This is a genomic window from Streptococcus pseudopneumoniae ATCC BAA-960 = CCUG 49455 (assembly GCF_002087075.1).
Classification (GTDB): domain Bacteria; phylum Bacillota; class Bacilli; order Lactobacillales; family Streptococcaceae; genus Streptococcus; species Streptococcus pseudopneumoniae.
Genome location: NZ_MWSM01000010.1, coordinates 1 through 21734, shown reverse-complemented (window position 1 = coordinate 21734; position 21734 = coordinate 1). Strand labels below are relative to the sequence as shown.

General features: G+C 38.4%; 17 protein-coding genes and 3 pseudogenes. 9 read left to right on the top strand and 11 right to left on the bottom strand.

Going from position 1 to position 21734, the window contains the following annotated elements; translation table 11 throughout:
• Position 1: 1 nt before the first annotated feature.
• Positions 2–874 (bottom strand): iron uptake system protein EfeO, encoded by an 873-nt coding sequence (gene efeO / locus B4W83_RS02585; protein WP_000732987.1) that lies wholly within the window; start codon positions 872–874, stop codon positions 2–4.
• Between the two features lie 107 nt (positions 875–981).
• Positions 982–1341, bottom strand: coding sequence for a PBECR3 domain-containing polyvalent protein (locus B4W83_RS02580; protein ID WP_007284914.1), 360 nt, complete (start codon positions 1339–1341; stop codon positions 982–984).
• A gap of 162 nt (positions 1342–1503) precedes the next feature.
• Here B4W83_RS02580 and B4W83_RS13655 point away from each other — a divergent pair, with 162 nt between their 5' ends.
• The 3 genes from B4W83_RS13655 to B4W83_RS02565 are packed head-to-tail and all read left to right on the top strand — an operon-like array spanning position 1504 to position 3353.
• Positions 1504–1635 (top strand): SPJ_0845 family protein, encoded by a 132-nt coding sequence (locus B4W83_RS13655; RefSeq protein WP_000268685.1) that lies wholly within the window; start codon positions 1504–1506, stop codon positions 1633–1635.
• Complete coding sequence (locus tag B4W83_RS02570; protein ID WP_000123628.1) at positions 1636–2541, top strand: permease; 906 nt, start codon at positions 1636–1638, stop codon at positions 2539–2541.
• Positions 2538–3353, top strand: a complete 816-nt coding sequence (locus B4W83_RS02565; RefSeq protein ID WP_000617854.1) for a TIGR03943 family putative permease subunit — start codon at positions 2538–2540, stop codon at positions 3351–3353. The genes B4W83_RS02570 and B4W83_RS02565 overlap by 4 nt, the downstream gene beginning before the upstream one ends.
• A 129-nt stretch (positions 3354–3482) precedes the next feature.
• On the opposite strand, the gene B4W83_RS02560 is transcribed toward B4W83_RS02565, so the two are convergent.
• From B4W83_RS02560 to B4W83_RS02550, 4 genes are all read right to left on the bottom strand, one after another.
• A complete protein-coding gene (locus B4W83_RS02560) occupies positions 3483–4199 on the bottom strand; it encodes an alpha/beta hydrolase (protein WP_000759787.1) in 717 nt (238 codons plus the stop codon).
• 3 nt (positions 4200–4202) lie between these two features.
• Positions 4203–4514, bottom strand: coding sequence for a hypothetical protein (locus B4W83_RS02555; protein ID WP_000420573.1), 312 nt, complete (start codon positions 4512–4514; stop codon positions 4203–4205).
• 114 nt (positions 4515–4628) lie between these two features.
• Positions 4629–4805 (bottom strand): hypothetical protein, encoded by a 177-nt coding sequence (locus B4W83_RS12705; RefSeq protein WP_000355833.1) that lies wholly within the window; start codon positions 4803–4805, stop codon positions 4629–4631.
• Positions 4806–4817: 12 nt separating this feature from the next.
• Positions 4818–5690, bottom strand: a complete 873-nt coding sequence (locus tag B4W83_RS02550) for a DUF4300 family protein (protein ID WP_000749591.1) — start codon at positions 5688–5690, stop codon at positions 4818–4820.
• Positions 5691–6020: 330 nt separating this feature from the next.
• On the opposite strand from B4W83_RS02550, the pseudogene B4W83_RS13885 reads away from it, so the two are divergent.
• The 4 genes and pseudogenes from B4W83_RS13885 (at position 6021) to B4W83_RS13120 (ending at position 8756) form a co-directional block, all read left to right on the top strand.
• Positions 6021–6681, top strand: a pseudogene (locus B4W83_RS13885) (S24 family peptidase).
• A 158-nt stretch (positions 6682–6839) separates the two neighbouring features.
• Positions 6840–7106: a tyrosine-type recombinase/integrase gene (locus B4W83_RS02535; protein ID WP_078929922.1), complete on the top strand. Its 267-nt coding sequence runs from the start codon at positions 6840–6842 to the stop codon at positions 7104–7106.
• Positions 7107–7182: 76 nt separating this feature from the next.
• The gene (locus B4W83_RS13250; protein WP_023933598.1) at positions 7183–7440 is read left to right on the top strand and encodes a hypothetical protein; all 258 of its coding nucleotides are present in this window, start codon (positions 7183–7185) and stop codon (positions 7438–7440) included.
• 49 nt (positions 7441–7489) lie between these two features.
• A pseudogene (locus B4W83_RS13120) lies at positions 7490–8756 on the top strand (transposase).
• 90 nt (positions 8757–8846) lie between these two features.
• On the opposite strand, the gene pyk reads toward B4W83_RS13120, so the two are convergent.
• The 3 genes from pyk to B4W83_RS02510 all read right to left on the bottom strand — a co-directional run bounded on the left by pyk (position 8847) and on the right by B4W83_RS02510 (position 14602).
• Positions 8847–10352 carry a pyruvate kinase gene (pyk, locus tag B4W83_RS02520; RefSeq protein WP_001042799.1) on the bottom strand — a complete coding sequence of 502 codons (1506 nt, stop codon included), beginning with the start codon at positions 10350–10352 and terminating at the stop codon, positions 8847–8849.
• 58 nt (positions 10353–10410) lie between these two features.
• On the bottom strand, positions 10411–11418 hold the full coding sequence (gene pfkA / locus B4W83_RS02515; protein ID WP_000820864.1) for a 6-phosphofructokinase: 1008 nt from the start codon (positions 11416–11418) through the stop codon (positions 10411–10413).
• An 82-nt stretch (positions 11419–11500) separates the two neighbouring features.
• On the bottom strand, positions 11501–14602 hold the full coding sequence (locus tag B4W83_RS02510) for a DNA polymerase III subunit alpha (protein WP_000561548.1): 3102 nt from the start codon (positions 14600–14602) through the stop codon (positions 11501–11503).
• A gap of 346 nt (positions 14603–14948) precedes the next feature.
• Between B4W83_RS02510 and B4W83_RS02505 the strand changes: the two genes are divergently transcribed.
• Both B4W83_RS02505 and B4W83_RS02500 read left to right on the top strand, forming a co-directional pair.
• Complete coding sequence (locus B4W83_RS02505; RefSeq protein WP_001212059.1) at positions 14949–17222, top strand: Xaa-Pro dipeptidyl-peptidase; 2274 nt, start codon at positions 14949–14951, stop codon at positions 17220–17222.
• A gap of 16 nt (positions 17223–17238) precedes the next feature.
• Positions 17239–17709 carry an arginine repressor gene (locus B4W83_RS02500; protein ID WP_001043011.1) on the top strand — a complete coding sequence of 157 codons (471 nt, stop codon included), beginning with the start codon at positions 17239–17241 and terminating at the stop codon, positions 17707–17709.
• Positions 17710–18241: 532 nt separating this feature from the next.
• Here B4W83_RS02500 and B4W83_RS02495 read toward each other — a convergent pair.
• Both B4W83_RS02495 and B4W83_RS13780 read right to left on the bottom strand, forming a co-directional pair.
• Positions 18242–21592 (bottom strand): DEAD/DEAH box helicase family protein, encoded by a 3351-nt coding sequence (locus B4W83_RS02495; protein ID WP_000526331.1) that lies wholly within the window; start codon positions 21590–21592, stop codon positions 18242–18244.
• A 29-nt stretch (positions 21593–21621) separates the two neighbouring features.
• Positions 21622–21734, bottom strand: a pseudogene (locus tag B4W83_RS13780) (restriction endonuclease subunit S); the annotation flags it as partial.

Genomic DNA, 21734 nt, shown 5'->3' with positions numbered 1-21734 from the left:
CTTATTCTCCACTAAGAAATTTACCCATTTGTGATAGAGGCTCACCAAGTTTTGTCACAGCTTCTGACAATTCTTTGGTATCTTCTGTTGTCAAATCTGTATAGAGCTTGTAGTGTTCCTTGTCGGTCATGTGTTTGTCCAACAAATCATTGACAGACTTGAAGTCCGCTTCCAATTCTTTAACTAGGTTAGCGTCTGATTTTTCAAGCAAAGGTTTAAAGAGTTGGAAAATCTTCTCAGCTCCCTCGATATTGGCACGGAAGTCATACAAGTCTGTATGAGAATAAATTTCCTCTTCCCCTGTAATCTTACTTGTTGCAACTTCGTTAAGCAAGTCGACTGCCCCAGTCAGCATAACCTTGTAGTCCACATCAACAGTTGCAATCTTGGCTTTCAATTCCTTGATATCATTGACCAACTGATCACCATAGCTTTCAGTTCCTTTAGTTGTATTGTCTTCCCAAAGGATACGCTCAATACGGTGGAAACCTGACCATCCCTCTTCTGTCTTGTTTTCGTCCATGTAGTCTGCCAAACGGAAGTCAATCTTGACATCTGACTCACCAAAACTCTCGGCAATCGGTTCTGAACGCTCATAAGACATACGAATCAGTGGATAGACCTTCTTAGCTTCTTCTAACTTACCTTCTTTCAACAGTTTGACAAAGCCTTCTGTATCTGTCAACAGTTTATCGATTTGGTCTTGCACAAAAGTCTTATAGTCAGCAGTAGCCTTATCAAGCATTTTTTGCTTGTCTTCAGACAAGGCTGTCACCTTGGACGAATCGGTTGTCTCGGTTGATTTTTCAAAACGGACTGCACAAGCTGTCAATAGCAAGGCTGAAGATAAAAGGACAAAACCTAGTTTTTTCATTGTATACTCCTATCGGTTCAGGAAACCTGAATTCATCTTACGTTTCATTATACTATGTTTTTTCTAATCTGTCAATAAATTTTCAGACAATTTAATGTTATGTTTTCTCAATCTACCAGACTTAATACGACTTTGTAACTTGTAATCTTGTAAACGATACATGGTCGGAACATAAAAGAAATCACCACTTTTATGTAACTTAATCGCAACTTAATCGCAACAAGAACATTATTATCAAATCTTTTTACATATTCAAAACTGGCGTCTTTCTCTCGTGGATTGATGCCGACGAAATCTGGGTTCCTTAGTATGAGTTCCAGGTCTTCAATATGATGAATCACATCATTGTGATGGCCTTTTATCATATGACTTCTCAAACCGTCTTTGTTGACCTTTATGTCGCTCGCTTCAAGAACAATATCAAAAATTTCTTTTACTTCATCGGTAATCTGACCGATTTTTTTCATGATCCATAATTTCCTCCGTTATTCCACAACTATTATATCACAATCATAGTGTATATCAGGATATATCAAACTCTATTATTCGTTAGATACTCAATTTTAACTTTTCCCTTTTCCTCAAAATAATAGTATAATAGAGGTAGAATTTAGAATCGAGGTACACCTATGGCTGTAAAATTTACAAAACGAGACGACTTGGACAAGATGTTTGAAGAGTTTGCTAAACTCCCAGATTTGAAACAAGTCACTTTCCCTGATGACAAAGAGAAAAAAGCCAAAGCAGAAAAGAAAAACTAGATGACTGCTTTTCAACAACTCCCATCTAGTGTACTTCAAACTGGAGCCATTTTCCTCTCCATTATCATTGAAGCCCTTCCCTTCGTTCTGATAGGAAGCATTGTCTCAGGGCTGATTGAGGTCTATATCACACCTGACAGGGTTTATCATTTTCTCCCTCGAAATCGTTGGGGGAGAATCTTTTTTGGCACCTTCGTTGGTATACTTTTCCCTTCTTGTGAATGTGGAATCGTCCCCATTATCAATCGTTTTCTGGAAAAAAAGGTTCCCAGTTACACGGCCGTTCCCTTTCTTGTGACAGCACCTGTTATCAATCCCATTGTTCTTTTTGCGACCTATTCTGCCTTTGGCAACTCCTTCCATGTCGCCCTATTACGAGCTCTGGGTTCCATTCTTGTGGCTGTAATACTAGGAATTTTTCTAGGATTTTTCTGGCAAGAACCGATTCAGAAAGAAAATCGTCTGACTTGTCATGAGCATGATTTTTCTTACTTGAGTTCTGCAAAAAAAGTTTTTCAAGTCTTTGTGCAGGCCATTGATGAATTTTTTGATACGGGGCGTTATTTGGTATTTGGCTGCCTCTTTGCTTCTATAATACAGGTCTACGTTCCGACTCGGATTCTGACCTCTATCAGTGCGACCCCTCTTTTTGCCATCCTGCTCTTGATGATTTTATCCTTTCTTCTTTCGCTCTGTAGTGAGGCGGATGCCTTTATAGGTGCTTCTCTTCTCTCGAGTTTCGGTTTGGCTCCAGTTCTGGCCTTTCTCGTCATTGGCCCAATGCTGGATATCAAAAATATTCTCATGATGAAAAATTACTTGAAAGCACGATTTATTAGTCACTTCATTACGATTGTGACTCTGGTCGTTTTAGCCTATTCTCTCTTGATTGGAGTCATCCTATGATTCGATTTTTAGTTTTAGCTGGCTATTTTGAACTGACTATTTACCTCCATCTGTCGGGCAAACTAAACCAGTACATCAACATGCACTATTCCTATCTGCCCTATATCTCCATGGTGCTTTCCTTTATCTTGGCAATTGTTCAATTGTATATCTGGATGAAGCAAATCAAAACCCACAGTCATCTGAACAGCCGATTGGCCAAGATGACGAGTATTTCTCTTCTGGCTATTCCACTTGTCATCGGCTTAACTTTCCCAACTGTTAGCTTGGATTCTCAGACCGTTTCTGCTAAAGGTTATCATTTCCCCCTATCGGAAGGAACGGATCTAGCCATTCAGACAAGTGAAGGGACGACAAGCCAATATTTGAAACCAGACACCAGTTCTTATTTTTCAAAATCAGCCTATGAAAAGGAAATGCGAACGGCGGCGGATAAATACTTGTCCCAGGATAGCATTCAGATCACTAATGAAAACTATATGGAGGTCATGGAGGCTATCTACGACTATCCAGATGAGTTTGAGGGCAAGACAATCCAGTTTACAGGCTTTGTCTATAACGACCCCAGTCATGCCAATAGTCAATTTCTGTTCCGATTCGGCATTATCCACTGTATCGCAGATTCTGGTGTCTATGGATTGCTGACCAAGGGAAATACCCGGCAGTATGAAAACAACACTTGGATTACGGCCAAAGGAAAACTGCTCAATCACTACCATAAAGAACTCAAACAAAATCTCCCAACCTTGGAAATCGACAGCTTTACAAAAGTCGATAAACCAGAAAATCCCTATGTTTATCGAGCTTTTTAAGAAAATCAAGATAAAAACGAACAAGTTCTCTTCTGAATGACAGAAAAGAGCCTGTTCGTTTTTTTTGTTATATGAGAATTAGTGACTTGTAGATTTTCATCTTATACCATTTCAAGCCATACAAGCAACTCAGTGAGAATAAGAGAGCCACTCATTAATCATACTAGCGATTTTTTTGGGTGCTTGAGTATAAAGCTCATGGCCAACGTTTTCTAGAAAAATAGTATCAAAATAATCTGGTAATTCTTTTAGTGTTTCCTCTCTCCATGTAGCTTCATTAGGATAGCGAGGACTAATAAACAAGGTATCTCCCACTTCTCTCTTAAAAGCTTGTATTTTTCTCCGTAAGCGGAGTATCGCTTCTATATTTTCATAATTTATAGCCAACTCATATCTATTATACTCAGAATTCCAGTGATAGGACTGCCTTACGGCTTTCTCCATATTTTCTGACCAATGCTTTGCTTCAGATTTTTCTTTAGAAATAAGAAGAGCTAAGTCCGAAACAATTTGAGATTTGATATAATTTTTAGTTTCCTCTAACTCTGTATCTAAAGGTAAAATCTTATCTAAATCTAGATAGCCACCATCCAAAAGAATCAGTTTCTTCACTTCTTGAAATTCCGATGCGAGATAACGAGCCAAATCTCCTCCAAGAGAATGGCCTATCAGACAGATAGATTCTTCCTCTTCTATCGATTTTTTAAACCATGATTTCAATTCTGTTTCATCTCGAAGATGTTTTTCATATGGATTTAGAAAATAAACCTGAGAATCTAGTTCTTGAAGAAGATCCTTGCTATGATAGACATTACTTCCCAAACCACCAATAAAATATTTTTTCATTCTCTACTTAATACTATGCTTATTCATCTTTTGTTCAAAGATAGTTGTGATAATCTGACGTAATTCTTCTCGTTCTTTTTCTGGAATCTCACCACTTGTTTGAGCTGCAGCGTAAAGCTCAGGGTGTTCGATTGAAATGCGTTTAATCGTACGTGTCGTAGCATGTTTTCTGACGAAAAATGGGATTCGCTTAATCAAGTCTTGTGGGACAAGCGCAAGAATCTTCTCAGCAGTTTCCTTGTCACTAATCTTAGACGTCGTCAGCCCATTCTTAATCATTTCCTGTTCTTTTTCTGTAAAATCTTTTAATTCCATCTGATTGATCCTCCTATTTTCTCTACCTTAAATTATATATCAATCTGGATAAAACTACAAATGGACTGTCTGGAAATAGGTGCAATACTAAAAAGAAGACGCTGTTTTTACTTCTTAATCTTCCTCCTCAGTCACTTCCCATACTTCTGATTGATAGCCTTCCCCATCAATATCGTATCTTTGAATATAACCTATAAATCTTTCATTTTTTCCTGGTTTTCGACTGTTAATTATCGTACTCACCCATATACCTATCAAGAATAAACATAAAATGCCTAATACTATATCCATGTTAGATTACCTCTAGATATTAACCCACTTATCATTATCCATGATAAAAGGCTGAGCCAGTCCCTCGCCTGTATAATCCGCATACTTGGTGCCTAAATACTTGTAACAATCTTCCTTGCTGGCAAATTTAATCGCTTGGTAGGGCTCTTCGAAAGTCAATTTCTCTACAAATAAGAAACCGTCATCAGCCGGTACTAAGACTCCAACGTGGCCTACAAACAGATACTCACCATCCAGATTGTCGTGCAAGACTACAGATAGCATTCGAGCTTTGTCGTTGAATTGAAATTGGGAGAAGAATGTTTCCATCTTTTCAGCGTGAACCTTGACATCCGTCGTTGCCTCAGTTGGAACTCTAGAAAATAGAATATCAAACTCTTCCTTATCTTGTGAATCAAAGACCTTCCCCTTATCAATCGCATCGTTATCTAGGAAAAGCAATTGATCATTCTTATCAAGTTTTGGAATGGTGACTGAATTTTTCAAAAGACAATAACTATTGATACGGCAGTTGGTTCCAACAAAATCACCCTTCTTTTGATTCCAGAGATGACTGATTTTTTCAACATCGTATTCTGTGTGAGTAAAGGAAGTGAAATCTCCTGATAAGCCAGTTGAGCCGACAATGGTATTGTAATCATTAACGAGATTAAAAAAGGCATCAACACTATTTGGATCCAAGTGAGCTGATAAGAGAGATTTGACCTCTTCTGTACTTACCTGATTGTTTAGGTTGGTGTATGAAGCTTTCCATGGAACTTTCGTTGAACTACTTTGCCTTTGACTCGTCCCATTCGAAGTTGTAGCATCTTGCTGACAAGCTGCCAAGCCTAAAAACAAAGCTGAACAGATTCCTAATATGGCTAATTTTCTTGATTTCTTCATCTTTTTCTCCTAAATGTCTTGGATTAAAGTTTCTTTAACTACTGATTTACAGATATTGATTACTTTCTCATTTAATATGCTCATCGTCTTTCCCTCCGATTTGTTTTTTTTGTTATTTCCTTAAGCTTGATTTAATTATAATAGGCGTTTCGTGCTCTGTCAACAATTTTTTTACGAAAACACAACAAAGTTTTCATTTTCGTGGATTTCGTGTTATGCTTTACTTATAAAAACAGAAAGCGATTTCATTCGTGGATAAAGAAGAGATTGCAATTGTTACATGCGAAAAATAAAACAATATAGACTAGTAATGGTTGGACTCAATAAGAATTGAGTACCAAGATTGGTATAAGTAAAAACACCCTTGGAAACTATGAAAAAAGGGTTAGGTCTACTAAGAAAAATACTATATTTGACTTAGTTAAAGTATTCAGTAGCTTGATTGATGTCCTCTTTCCTCCAGTTCAAAAGGATTCTCCTAGCGATATCCAATCTATCTACGACCAACGGGCATCACCCAGACAAGGTAAAGGTACTGACCTATGCCGAGAGGCAACTGTATGAGAAGAAAAACGATGATAAACGAAGTATCGCAAAAATCATCAGACTGGACGACTACAGACAGACTACTTACTCTCGTGTTAGGTAGTTTATCTCTGCAGGTAGCCGCTCGATGCAGGACGACAATTTAGATATGGAGTTTCCATTCTATGAGGATGAAATCCCAGACGACTACGACGCAATCGCTTATGTCGTCAGCAAGTCCATGGAGCCAAAGATAAGAAACGGCAACTACCTATTTATCAAGAATCCCCCACAGATTGACTATAATACCATCGTCATCTTCCAAGTAGACGGTGCTAACTAGGTCAAGAAACTTCGCCAAGGCTACCTCAAAAAACTCAATCCCGAATACCCCGACATCTGCCTAGACGAAAGCAACCGTATTCGCACCATCGGAAAAGTTGTCAGGCTGTATAGGGAGAATTAAAAAAGAGGGAGAATGACGATATAAAACAAACAGATTTTAAAAGATTCGAAAAACTTTGAAAAAGTTCATTCTACATTTCAAAAAAGAATAAGTGACCTAAAGCAGATTATATTTTGTTAAACAATAGTGATATGTAAATTTAGAGAAAGGCATTTAAGATCACTTTTCAAAAGGCAAATACTAAACTAGCGAAACCGATAAACCAGCCCCTTAGTTCCCATATTTTCAGGCACACACTCTTTAGTACACTAGCTGAGAAGAATATCCCATTAAAAGCTATAATGGTTAGAGTGGGACACAAAGACGCTAAAACAATAAATAACATCTACACTCACGTAAGTAAAATAATGGAGCAAGCTGCTTTGGAGGTTTTAAATACCATATCATTAAATCGAAAATATATCAGATCGAATCTAGACAAGTAGATTGCGATTGCTAAAACATTTGTAGAAATTCATTTGACTTTTCTAATCAATTTGTGCATATCTTATTTCATACTCAATGAAAATCAAAGAGCAAACTAGGAAGCTAGCCGCAGGTTGCTCAAAGCGCTGCTTTGAGGTTGTAGATAGAACTGACGAAGTCAGCTCAAAACATGGTTTTGAGGTTGTAGATGAAACTGACGAAGTCAGTAACCATACCTACGGTAAGGCGACGCTGACGTGGTTTGAAGAGATTTTCGAAGAGTATTACCTTCAAGAAACTCCATTGATGCCCCACCACCGCGTCACAAATACCTACACTGACACAAAAAGGTGACATAGCCACCTTTTTGGGCTCTATAATATTTGTAGTGGGTAAATCCCCTATGGATATCATTAATAAGGATACATACAAGGAACTCATCGCCAAACTGGACTATGAAGCTCCATCTTGCCCTGAGTGCGGAAGTCAAATGAAGAAATATGACTTTCAAAAACCGTCGAAAATTCCTTACCTTGAAACGACTGGTATGCCTACTAGAATTCTCCTTAGAAAGCGTCGATTCAAGTGCTATCACTGTTCAAAAATGATGGTCGCTGAAACTTCTATCGTCAAGAAAAATCACCAAATTCCTCGTATTATCAACCAAAAAATTGCGCAAAAGTTGATTGAAAAGACTTCTATGACCGATATTGCTCATCAGCTGGCCATTTCAACTTCAACTGTCATTCGAAAGCTCAATGACTTCCACTTTGAGTGTAATGTTAGAAATCTGCCTGAGATTATGTCTTGGGACGTTGAAACAGTCCGGGGAGTGACTGTTTCAATCGGGAGATGGAGATGAGCTTCATTACGCAAGATTTTAACAATCTCAATATCATCACTGTTCTTGAGGGAAGAACACAAGCTATCATTCGTAATCACTTTCTTAAGTATGATAGAGCTGTCCGATGTCGCGTCAAAATTATTACTATGGATATGTTTAGTCCTTATTATGCCTTGGCTAAACAGATTCGCTTTCAAATTTCTAGGCTCAGGCTGAAACAGTCTCCCAGACTGTTTCACTCCCGAATGCTAAAATCGTTCTAGATCGCTTTCATATTGTACAACATCTTAGCCGTGCTATGAGTCGTGTGCGTGTCCAAATCATGAACCAATTCGATAGAAAATCTCATGAATACAAGGCTATCAAGCGCTACTGGAAGCTCATTCAACAGGATAGTCGTAAATTGAGTGATAAACGTTTTTATCGCCCTACTTTTCGTATTCACTTGACCAATAAAGAGATTCTTGACAAGCTTTTGAGCTATTCAGAAGACTTGAAACACCACTATAATCTCTATCGGCTCTTACTTTTTCACTTCCAGAATAAAGAGCCTGACAAATTTTTCGGACTCATTGAGGACAATCTAAAGCAGGTTCATCCTCTTTTTCAGACTGTTTTTAAAACCTTCCTCAAGGATAAAGAAAAGATTGTTAACGCCCTTCAACTACACTATTCTAACGCCAAACTGGAAGCGACCAATAATCTCATCAAACTTATCAAGCGCAATGCCTTTGGTTTTCGAAACTTTGAAAACTTCAAAAAACGGATTTTTATCGTTCTGAATATCAAAAAAGAAAGGACAAAATTTGTCCTTTCTCGAGCTTAGCTGACTTCAACCCACTACAGTTGACAAAGAGCCCAAAAAAGCCTATCACACAAGCTCTAAAGCTGGATATGATAGGTTTTTATATTTTTCTTAACGTACTGTGCGGATACGCATTGTATTTGTACGAACAGCTTCTCCTACTGGTACACCAGCAACGATAACGATATCATCACCTGACTCAACGAGACCTGCTTCTACCGCTTTACGTTCAGCGATTTCGAACATATCGTCAGTTGAAGATGGAGCATCTGTCAACATTGGGATAACACCCCAGTTCAACATCAAGCCACGTTCTGTCAATTCGTCAAATGTCAATGCTAAGATGTCAGCATTTGGACGGTATTTAGAAATCAAACGTGCAGTGTGACCTGTCTTAGTAAGAGTTACAACCAATTTAATGTCCATTGAGTTAGTCGCATCTTTAACAGCAGAAGCCATTACTTCTGTCTTAGAGTTACGCTCAAATGAATCTGAATCAAGACGTCCGTATTCATTAAGAAGAGTTTGAGCATTCTTATCAATTGTAGCCATTGTAGTTACTGACTCAAGAGGGTATTTACCATTTGCAGACTCACCTGAAAGCATTGTTGCGTCAGTTCCGTCGATAACAGCGTTGAATACGTCTGATACTTCTGAACGAGTTGCACGTGGTTTTTCAGTCATTGTTTCAAGCATGTTTGTTGCAGTGATAACAACTTTACCTGCAGCATTGACTTTCTTAATAATCATTTTTTGGTAAACTGGAACCATTTCGAATGGTACTTCGATACCCATATCACCACGAGCAATCATAATACCATCAGCAGCTTCGATAATTTCATCCAAGTTATCGATACCTTGTTGGTTTTCGATTTTAGCGAACAATTGAACATGTCCGTTTCCAGTTTCTTCACAGATTGCACGAACTTCGTTCACGTCTTTTGCAGTACGTACGAATGAAATCGCAATAAAGTTGATACCTTGTTCAAGACCAAAGCGGATATCGTCGTTATCACGTTCAGCAAGGGCTGGGAAAGGAATTTTAGTGTTAGGAATATTCACACCTTTTTGTTTAGCGATGATACCATCGTTTTCAACTTCCACTTCAAATTCACGAGTTGCGTCATCTTTAGCAACCACACGAAGACCAAGTTTACCGTCGTCAACCAAAACTTGACGACCAACTTCAACATCATCATAGATATCAAGAGCACCAGCAACGTTCAATGCAATCACTTCACGAGTTGATTTGATTCCTTGTTTAGTTGCAACACGGATTTTCTCACCAGTTTTGTATGAATACTCTTTAGCTTCACCTTCGAACAATTCTGTACGGATTTCTGGTCCTTTTGTATCAAGAAGGAAACCAACTTTTTTACCTGCAAGTTTTTCAGCAAGTTTAACAGTTGCCATACGCTCACCTTGTTCTTGGTGGTCACCGTGTGAGAAGTTGAAACGGAATGTGTTAGCACCAGCTTCAATCAATTGAGCAATGTTTTTAGCTGAAGCTTCAACATCAAGTTTTTCACCCCAGTATCCGTCATCACCGAATTTTTTACCACCACGGATTTCTACCGCAGGACCCAAAGTTGCAACGATTTTTACACGTTTGTTCATGATTTTTGTGACTCCTTTATAGATATGACCTTTTTGGTCTTATTAACTAAATTGTAAATTATGACAAGCTCTTATTCAAGCTAGATAGCTCAATATCGGCTTTGTGTGGGTTGTTAACTACAATCTTACCTTCTGCAGTAAGGCTAAACAATGCTCCTTCTTCTGCCGTTCCAAGAATTGGGTTTTCAACCATTTTCTCGTTACGGATACCAACCGCAACACCACCAATACCTTCTTTAAGAAGTTTAACAGCATGGGCACCCATACGTGACGCCAATACACGGTCACGCGCAGTTGGAGAACCACCACGTTGAATATGTCCAAGTTCTGTCACACGAAGGTCGCTTGTATCTCCAGCTTCTTTAAGTTTTTGACCAAATTCAGCTGCTGACATCACACCTTCAGCTAAGACGATGATATTGTGTTTTTTACCACACTCATAACCACATTTAATGCTTTCTACGATGTCTTCAATCTTGAATCCTTCCTCAGGAATGATGATTTCATCTGCACCAGTTGCAATACCAGCCCAAAGAGCGATATCACCAGCGTTACGTCCCATAACTTCAATAACAAAAGTACGACGGTGACTTGATGATGTATCACGAATCTTATCAATAGCATCCATAGCAGTTGTAACCGCTGTGTCAAAACCGATTGTAAAGTCAGTACCAACGATATCGTTATCGATTGTACCTGGAAGACCGATAGCAGGGAAACCATGCTCAGTCAAACGCATAGCGCCGTGGTAAGAACCGTCTCCACCGATAACAACTACACCTTCAATGCCGTGTTTTTTCAATTGCTCAATCCCTTTTAGTTGCCCTTCAAGTTGAGCGAACTCTGGGTAACGAGCTGAGTGAAGGAAAGTACCACCACGAGAAATGATGTCTCCTACTGAAGCTGCATCTAGGGGATGAATTTCACCGGCAACCATACCAGCATATCCGTCATAGATACCAAACACTTCCATTCCTTCTGAAATTGCTTGACGAACAACTGCACGGATAGCAGCGTTCATACCAGGGGCGTCTCCACCACTAGTCAAAACAGCAATACGTTTCATATTGGTTTATGCTCCTTTTTCTTTTAACAGTCTTCTTGATTATACCACATTTGATTTTAAAATTCTTCTATTTTCCGTATTTTTAGCGATAAATCGTTTTCATAACCATTTCATTCAATTTCGCTTCTAATTCATTGGATTTAGCTACAAAATAATGGGGAGAAACGATGGTTTTCTGTTCCTCTTCATACCTGATGATGACTGGGATTGGACCTTTATACTGGTCTAAAATACGTGAAATTTCTTGATCCGATTCATGATTTTTTACCTGTATCCAAAAGCGTTCAGCAACTGCTTCTCTTATTTCTTGTGCAATCATTTGCAGACGGCCATCACGTGATTGTATTTTTCCTTTTATATAGTAGAAGGATCCCTCTTTTATTTCCTGTCCAACCTGACGATATAAGTCTGAAAAGAGGGTAACATCCAATTTTTTCTTACTATCATCTACCTGTAAGAAAGCCATGTTTTCGCCCTTTTTGGTACGAATTACTTTTATTTTCTGAACTTCAACCAAAATAATAGCATAGCTATTTTCTGACAAATTCCCAATTGGGATAATCGGGTAAATAGCCTTACTTGCAATAGCTTGTAGTGGATGTTTGCTAACTCCTACTCCTAAAAGTTCTTGTTCCATATAGAATTTTTCTTGTTCCGTCCAATCTTCCGATTCCTGCCAACTATAAATAGTATCTCCAAACAAACTTCCCAACTCTTTTACAAATTCAAATAGATTAACTAAATTATTGAATACTTTTTGACGATTTCTTTCAAATGAATCGAAAAGACCAACTTTTACCAAAGGTTCTAGCAGAGGAAGTTTCAGATAATTCTCAGGTAATTTAGCTATAAAATCTTCAATGTTAGAATAAGGCCTATTTTCAATAATCCAAAGCGCCAAATCTTTGCTGACTCCCTTAATCGATTTCAAACCTAGATAGATAGACTTATTGGCAATTTTATCGTGATAGGGAATGGTGTTGATGGACAGAGGGGCTACTTCAAATCCTGCTTCTAAGGCATCTATTAAGTAATCACTGTTGGCAAAATTCAACATAACCTGATAAAAAATGGCTGGATAATGCGTTTTGAAATAAGCCAACTGGAAGGCCAAGGCTGAGTAGGCATAGGCATGTGACCTGTTAAAACCATAACCTGCAAACTTCTCCATGACATCAAAGACCTGCTCTGCCTTTTCCGCAGTATGACCAACATCTAATGAACCTTGAATAAAGGAAGCCCTCATCTCATGCATGGCAGAGGCATCCTTTTTCCCCATAGCCCGACGCAAAATATCGGCTTTCCCAAGACTAAATCCAGCAAATCGCTGGGCAACCTGCATAACCTGCTCCTGATAGAGCATAATTCCGTAAGTTGGAGCCAAAATATCCTCCAGTACTGGATCCAGAACAGTCACTTCTTCCTGCCCATGCTTTCTTGCCACAAAATTATTGATATAGTCACTAGCACCCGGTCGATTTAGGGAAGTAGTGGCTACGACATCTTCAAAACAGACTGGCTGCACACGCTTAAGCAGGCGAATAGCACCAGGTTGCTCAAATTGAAAGATACCTTTTGTATTTCCAGAAGCAAAAAGAGCTAGTGTTTCTTTGTCTTCCAAATCTATTTCTTCGATTTTAAGGTGAATACCTTCTATTTCAGCAAGCAATTCTTGCATCTTCTGGACAAAGGTCAAATTTCGTAGTCCCAGAAAGTCCATCTTCAAAAGCCCACTAGCTTCAACACCATGAGCATCATATTGAGTCAGTGGAATTTCGTCACCATGCTTTAGAGGGATGTAATTGGTCAAATCTTGGTCACTGATCACAACACCAGCCGCATGGACAGAGGTTTGTCTTGGGTAGCCCTCTATCTTGCAAGCAATTTCAAAGGCTTTTTGGTATTCTAACTTACTATTGATTTGCTGACGAAACTGGAGGTTACCCTCATAGGCCGACTTGAGATTGTCACGAAAACTGATTTTCTTAGTAATTGCAGATAATTCATACTCAGGAACACCAAAGCGTTTCAAGACATCTCGTAGAGCTTGCTTAGCCCCAAAGGTAGAAAAAGTAACGATTTGAGCCGCATGCTTACTACCATATTTATTACCAACATATCTGATAAAATCTGGACGATAAATATCTGGGATATCAATATCAATATCAGGCATGGTATAGCGTTCACGATTGAGAAAGCGTTCAAAAATCAGATTTTTCTCTACTGGGTCAATCCCTGTAATATCTAAGGCATAAGAAACCAAGCTACCAACAGCAGAACCCCGTCCCATTCCCATATAGTAGCCATTTGAACGTCCAAAACGCAGCAAATCCCAGACAACTAAGAAATAATCATCAAAGCCCATATCATGAATAACAGCCAATTCTTGGTTTAGACGTTCTTGATATTCTTTACTAGACAACCCCTTCTGAGCAAGTCCCAATTCAGCACGTTCTCTCAACTCTTCTACTGCTGGTCTAGCTGGATTAAAACGAGGCAGTTTCAGACTAGTATCCAAGTCATAAGAAATGCTTGAAATAAGCTTTTCTAAATTGTCTAAGGCTTGCGGAAATCGTTCTTGGAATAATTTCTCTAAAGAACTTGCTGATATAAAGACATCTTGTCGTGATTGCAAGGGAACTTCTCTGAGCGGTAGGTTTTCTTTAATCGCTGTTAAAACTTGCAGAACTTCTCTATCTCTGCTTTCAAAGGCATTGACCCGATAAAGGGGCAAGATTGGATGATGAAATTCTCTTGTCAGTGTTTCTGGATAAACTCCAATATAATAATCACAGCCTAGATTTAATGATTCAAGCTCTTCAAAATAAGGCACAATTACTGCAATATCTTCTAGGTACTGAGATAGAACTGACCATGTTTTCTCCCCCTGCATCTTGGCTGTTGAAAGCTTCATCAACTGCTGATAGCCCACACTAGATAGAGCTAAAAAGCGCAAATTCACTTCCTGAGCATCCACAAATACAGTCATTTCAAGCCCTAGCAAAGGATGAATGCCATATTTTTTTGTAACCTCTAGAAAGTCAAAAGCACCATAAAGATTATCAATATCCATCATAGCCAGATGAGTGTAGCCGTATTCTTTAGCTGCTCTCACATACTTTTCGATCGAAATGACGCTTTCCATAAAACTATAGACTGTTTTTGTATCTAGTTGTGCGATCAATTTACACTTCTCCTCTATCCTTCTCACTATATTATACCATTTTCACCTATAAAAGGTTGCTCTTGAGAAAAATTTCATCAGCTTACTAATTTACTTTCTATTCATTTGTATTTTTGTCATCGTTTTTTATATTTATACTATATTATATATAAAAATAGAAAACATATAATATAAATCTCCTAGAATTTTTATATTATACCTATTACGTCTATTATTACACTGTTCTCTATATTGAATTTAGCACTTTATTCATTTTTATTGGATTATTTCCTTTTGCAGTTAACAATTCCCTTTCTGCTTTTTTTTTGATATAATAACCTTAACTATCATTCTATATGGAGGTTCTATGCGTTTTAATCAATATAGTTATATCACTTTTCCAAAAGAAAATATCTTATCTGAACTAAAAAAATGTGGCTTTGATTTACAAAACACAGCCAATCCCAAGGAATTACTGGAAACTTTTTTACGTCGCTTCTTTTTCACTTATGAGAACACCGACTATCCACTCTTCTGCTTGGCTGTAGATAAAGAAACTAACATATTAACTTTTTTCAAATCTGACAAAGACTTGACAGCAGCTATTTTTTATACTGTTGCTTTTCAACTTTTAGGCTTTTCTTATTTGGTTGACTTCGAAGATAGTGACGTTTTTCGTAAAGAAACTGGATTTCCCATTATATATGGTGACTTGATTGAAAATCTTTATCAGTTACTCAATACTCGCACCAAAAAGGGAAATACTCTTATCGACCAACTTGTTAGTGATGGTCTTATTCCGGAGGATAATGACTACCACTACTTTAACGGCAAGAGTTTGGCTACTTTTTCTAGCCATGATGTCATTCGTGAAGTCGTTTACGTTGAGTCTCGTGTCGATACTGACCAAAAAGGTCTACCAGACTTAGTCAAGGTTAGCATTATTCGTCCACGTTATGAGAGCCAAATCCCTGCCATCATGACAGCCAGTCCTTATCATCAGGGAACAAATGACAAGGCAAGCGATAAGGCTCTCTATAAGATGGAGGGCGAGCTTGAGGTTAAACCTGCTCATAAGATTGAACTAGAGGAACCTCAACTCAATCTCGTCCAACCCCAAGGCCAAGCTGAGCTTGTGTCGGAAGCTGAGGAAAAGCTAAGTCACATCAACTCTAGCTATACACTCAACGACTACTTCCTTCCACGAGGTTTTGCCAATCTCTATGTTTCAGGTGTTGGTACCAGAGACTCTACTGGTTTCATGACTAATGGCGACTACCAGCAAATCGAGGCTTATAAAAATGTCATTGATTGGCTTAATGGCCGTTGCCGTGCCTTTACCGATTATACGCGCCAGCGTCAAGTCAAGGCTGACTGGTCAAATGGAAAAGTAGCCACAACTGGACTTTCCTATCTAGGTACCATGTCAAACGGCCTTGCCACTACAGGTGTTGATGGTTTAGAAGTCATCATTGCTGAGGCTGGCATTTCTTCATGGTACAACTATTACCGTGAAAACGGTCTGGTGACTAGTCCAGGTGGTTATCCAGGCGAGGACTTTGACTCCCTTGCTGAACTAACCTACTCTCGTAATCTCTTGGCTGGCGACTATATCCGTGGCAATGAAGCTCACCAAGCTGACTTAGAAAAAGTGAAAGCTCAGCTAGACCGAAAAACTGGGGACTATAACCAGTTTTGGCATGACCGTAATTATCTGCTCAATGCCCATAAGGTAAAAGCAGAGGTTGTCTTTACCCACGGTTCACAGGATTGGAATGTCAAACCACTTCATGTTTACCAGATGTTCCATGCCCTTCCTGCTCACATAAACAAGCATCTCTTTTTCCACAATGGCGCCCATGTGTACATGAACAACTGGCAGTCCATTGACTTCCGTGAATCCATGAATGCCTTATTAACCAAGAAATTATTGGGACAAGATACAGATTTTCAACTTCCGACCGTTATCTGGCAGGACAATACTGCTCCTCAGACTTGGTTATCTCTTGATAACTTTGGTGAGCAAGAAAACTTTGAAACCTTCTCACTCGGTCAAGAAGAACAGGTCATTCAAAACCAGTACTCAGATAAGGATTTTGAACGTTATGGTAAGACATACCAGACCTTCAATACGGAACTCTATCAAGGGAAAACAAATCAAATTACTATTGACCTTCCTGTGACTAAGGATCTTCACTTGAACGGTCGTGCCCAACTTAATCTTCGTATCAAATCCAGTACAAATAAGGGGCTCTTATCTGCCCAACTGCTAGAATTTGGACAGAAGAAATACCTACAACCTTATCCAGCTATTATCAGTGCTAAAACCATTGATAATGGACGCTACCACATGTTGGAAAATCTCTGTGAATTACCATTTAGACCAAATGCACAACGAGTCATGACAAAAGGTTACCTTAATTTACAAAATAGAAATGATTTACTGTTAGTAGAGGATGTTACTGCAGATGAATGGATGGATGTGCAATTTGAACTGCAACCTACTATTTATAAGCTAAAAGAAGGAGATACTCTTCGTTTAGTCCTCTATACGACTGACTTTGAAATCACCATCCGTGACAATACCGACTATCACTTGACTGTCGACCTCGCTCAGTCCACGCTTACCTTACCTTGCTGAAAGGAGTTACATTATTATGAATAAATCAGAACACCGCCACCAACTCATACGCGCTCTTGTCGCAAAAAACAAGATTCATACACAGGCTGAATTGCAGTCCCTTCTTGCTGAGAACGACATTCAAGTGACCCAGGCAACCCTCTCACGCGACATCAAAAATATGAACCTATCAAAAGTCCGCGAAGAAGATAACGCTTATTATGTTCTTAATAATGGTTCCATCTCAAAATGGGAAAAACGTTTAGAAAACTATATGGAAGATGCCCTCATCATGTTGCGACCTATTCAGCACCAAGTCCTACTCAAAACTCTTCCTGGTCTAGCACAATCGTTCGCTACAATTATTGATGCTCTTGATTTCCAATATATTATCGCAACCCTTTGTGGTGATGATGTTTGCCTTATCATCTGTGAAGATACAGATGCTGCTCAAAAGTGCTTTGAAGAACTGAAAAAATTCGCCCCACCATTTTTCTTTGAAGAATAATAAATGACTACAACTAACAATTATGCTTTAAAAAACCTGGTAGAAAGTCTTTAACATCAGAAAACGCATAGTATCAAGTGTTGAAAACCCTTGATACTATGCGTTTTGCTTTATTCTAGGAAGATTTATACTCTTCGAAAATCTCTTCAATCCGCGTCAACGTCAGCTTGCCGTAGGTATGGTTACTGACTTCGTCAGTCTTATCTACAACCTCAAAACCGTGTTTTGAGCAGCCTGCGGCTAGTTTGCTCTTTGATTTTCACTGAGTATTCCTTCATTTTCTCCTGCAATTGAATTCTTGCTCGGCTTTTTGTTTTCTATTTCTTTAAAATCAAAGTAGCTCTTTTATAATAACTCGATCAACAAACATCGTGGTACAAGTATCTACTTTGAAATTTATCAACCACTTAACAACTGATACTGTATTCTAGGAAAACGATGACATTCTTTCTAATAAAACTTCTCATATATAGCATAAATTTCTACTCTTTTTAATTTTAAATGAGTCTCAGTATGGCAATCACTTTAGAATTTAAGCCACTTCTCCAGCTCGATCATTGATGAGCTCAATGGTTTGAACAATATTACGAAGTACTGGTAGTTGGTGTTGAAAGAGTAGTTGAACAGATCCATGAGATTTAAATGGCTCTTGCGTTAACACTTTCATCTCTAAGCAACCATTTTCTACAATGTAGTCTACAATCAATTTTACAAATGAAATCTGCCTGGCATTAAGATTCTCATCCGACAAAAATTTAGAAAAAATACGATTGGCAGACTCTCTATCTAAGCCAATAATCTCACGCACCAATCTCGGAATTGCCTTATTTTCATAATGATGTTGGTAGTCTGCTTTGCTACCTAATTTTTCCCAGAGCAATTTTTCAAGTGCAAGCATATCATCAGATGTCAACTTTTTATTATGGTATAGCTTAGAAATGGACTCTTCATCCAGATGAGTTTTCAAATAATGCTCAACTTTTTCATTATAAGATCGAAGATCGTTGACCTGCAAAAATGCTGTGGTCTCGTGAACAGTGGAGAGTATACGATCTTCAAAGTTAACATAGTAGGGTTTACGGTCTGTTTTATCCAAAAACTGTAATAAATCTCGAATAGCAAGACGAATTTTTTCCAAATCAGACAAGCTAACTTCTTTCCAAAATTCAGGCTCCTGTACTTTCCTGATAATTTCAACCTGCTCAAAAACCTGCGGGATATTGCCAATAGCAGAAAGAGCTCTAGCCGTCTTCATCACTTGGGAAATATGAACAGTGGAAGATTTAGCTGTCAGTTGCCCCAACTGAATATGAAGTAAGCACAAATCAAATCTCCTCGCCATCTCATCTTCTTTATCTTCATCAAATAAAAGCGGAGAGAGATTTTTTTGAATGGTTTCACTTGTAACAGCAGTTAGATTCTGCCAACTTTCCAATTTCCTATAGCTATAAACTGTATCTAAAACCATACGAACCCTGAAGTCCAACTCATTTAAGCTCTCTATACGACCTTGAAGTTCCGAGACAAGCTGCTGACGGTATGCTCTCGCAAACTGATCTTCTTGGTATTGGAGTCCCTGAAGTTCTCGAATCAAGTCCACTTTGATATTAAATAAACGCTGAGTCAACGAAACAATGTGACGCCCCTCTCCATCTCTTGGATCTGCACGAAAATAATCAAAATTGTCCCCATAATCAAATACCAAGAAGTTTTCCTTATCCTGCTCAGGTCCAAATAAATCTTTACATAGACGGGTTCCTCGACCAATCATCTGCCAAAACTTAGTTTTAGAGCGTACTTTCTTGAAGAAGACTAAATTCACAACCTCTGGTACATCAATACCTGTATCTAACATATCGACAGAAATCGCAATTTGAGGATACTTCTCCTTAATTTTAAAATCATCAATCAAGGTCTGATAATGCTTCATACTATAATCAATCACCTGAGCATAGTCGCTCCCTTTTTCAGGATAGCGGTTGTTAAAAATACCTCTGATATATTCCGCATGATCATGATTTTTAGCAAAAATAATAGTTTTACCAATTTCATCCCCCGAGGCTGTCTGAATTCCTCTTGTCATGAGTTCATTTAAAACAATTTCTACTGTACTTTTATTGAAAATAAAAGAATTAAATACACTCCCATCAATATCTTTTTCACAGCTATCGTCTTCAAATTTGCTATCAAAATGTTCCTTTTCTTCTTCAGACAAATCATCATAATGTAGACCATCCGTAGGTAGTTTCAGTTTAGTTTCGATAGAATGATAGGCTACTAAATATCCGTCTTTAACAGCCTCTTCCAAATCATATGCATATGTTGGAACACCATTCTCCAAATTAAAGAATCCATAGGTGTTTTTATCTAAATCTTGACGCGGAGTAGCTGTTAAGCCTACAATCCTTGCATCAAAATAATCAAAAATGGACTTGTATTTCTGATAAATAGAACGGTGAGACTCGTCAATTATGATAAGGTCAAAATGCCCAACAGTGAAAGGGCGTTGATTTACTTCTTCTTGACCACTAATCGCTCCAATCATGGTCGGATAAGTTGAAAAGACCATGCGACTTGATTGAGCTCCTTCTTTATCTTCTAAGAAGTTACAAACGGAAAGATCTGGGAGTAATTTTCTAAACGAATCATAGGCTTGCTTAACCAAGGAAGTTCTATCGGCTAAGAAGAGAACGTTTTTTACCCAGTTATGACGTGATAAGGTATCAACTAGAGAAACTGCTGTACGAGTTTTCCCAGCCCCAGTTGCCATAACCAAAAGTGCCTGTCTACGATGATTAGAGAAAGCTTCACAAACGCTTGCAATCGCATGTTTTTGGTAGTGACGCCCGGAAATATCGTCTCTAATTTTACTAGAAATATCCTCAAGTGGTTTTTGAAGATGACGTCTATCCATCACTAATTGCAATTCTTCTTGAGAGTAAAAGCCTGCAATCTGGCGGCGGTTCGGACCATCAAGTATATAGTGCTTCAACCCATTTGTAATAAAGCAAATTGGCTGATAGCCGATATGTTTCTCCAGAGCTTCAGCATATTCTTTGACCTGTACTTCCCCTACTTCTGGATTGACAGAGGCTTTTTTAGCCTCTACAATCGCTAAAATTTTCCCATTTTTACCATAAAGTACATAGTCACAGTAACCAATTCCTGAACCGTGCTTCAGACCATCAACAGCTATCTCAACACGACAGTTTTCTTCAAATATCCATCCTGCTAGACGGAGATCAATATCAATAAAGAGCTTTCTTGTCTCTGCCTCAGATAATTGATCAATATGGAAAGGCACATCTTGCCGTTGCGCTGCAGTCTCACGTTTTTCAGTATAAGTCTCTTGAACTTCTACGGACTGAGCAGCCATCTGTTCATGAAAATCAGGCAGTTCTGGTAAACTGTCTTGTAACTTTATCATAGATTGTGGAGTTTCTCGGTATTTGATGTTTGCTGAAAGTGGTAAGCACTTCTCATCAAAATAACGCTCCACAAACTCATTGCTGTAACAATAATCGATAAAATTAACAAACTGATACAAATGATGCAAAGCTAAAATAGCTTCTCGTTCCTTAATTTCACCACCATGAGCAGCATGGTTTCCCCACCGAATCAACAGAACTATCTGCTTGTGGAGTTCAGAATCTACGATATCCCTAAAATCATCATCCCATACTAAAGAAGATAGAGTAGCACGATAGGGAGCTTCTAAATATGAATCGTGACTATATATCCAATGGACAGCCTGCTCTAAAGCACGACGCGCCATAAAGGCAGTAGCCACAGTTGATGTAGCAATCATATTCTCAGCTTCAATGCAAGGTTTTGAAAAAGATTCATATTCGTCATTTTTTAAAAGAAAGCTAAAATTTCCCATTTTTTTCTCACTTTAAACAAATAGTTTAGCTATATTATACTAAATTTCAAGCTATTTCTCCACACTTTTATAGCTATCTCACAAGCAAATTGTGATTTGTCGACCAGGGCTACAAAGTCTGCGAACTCATTTTGGAAGGCTA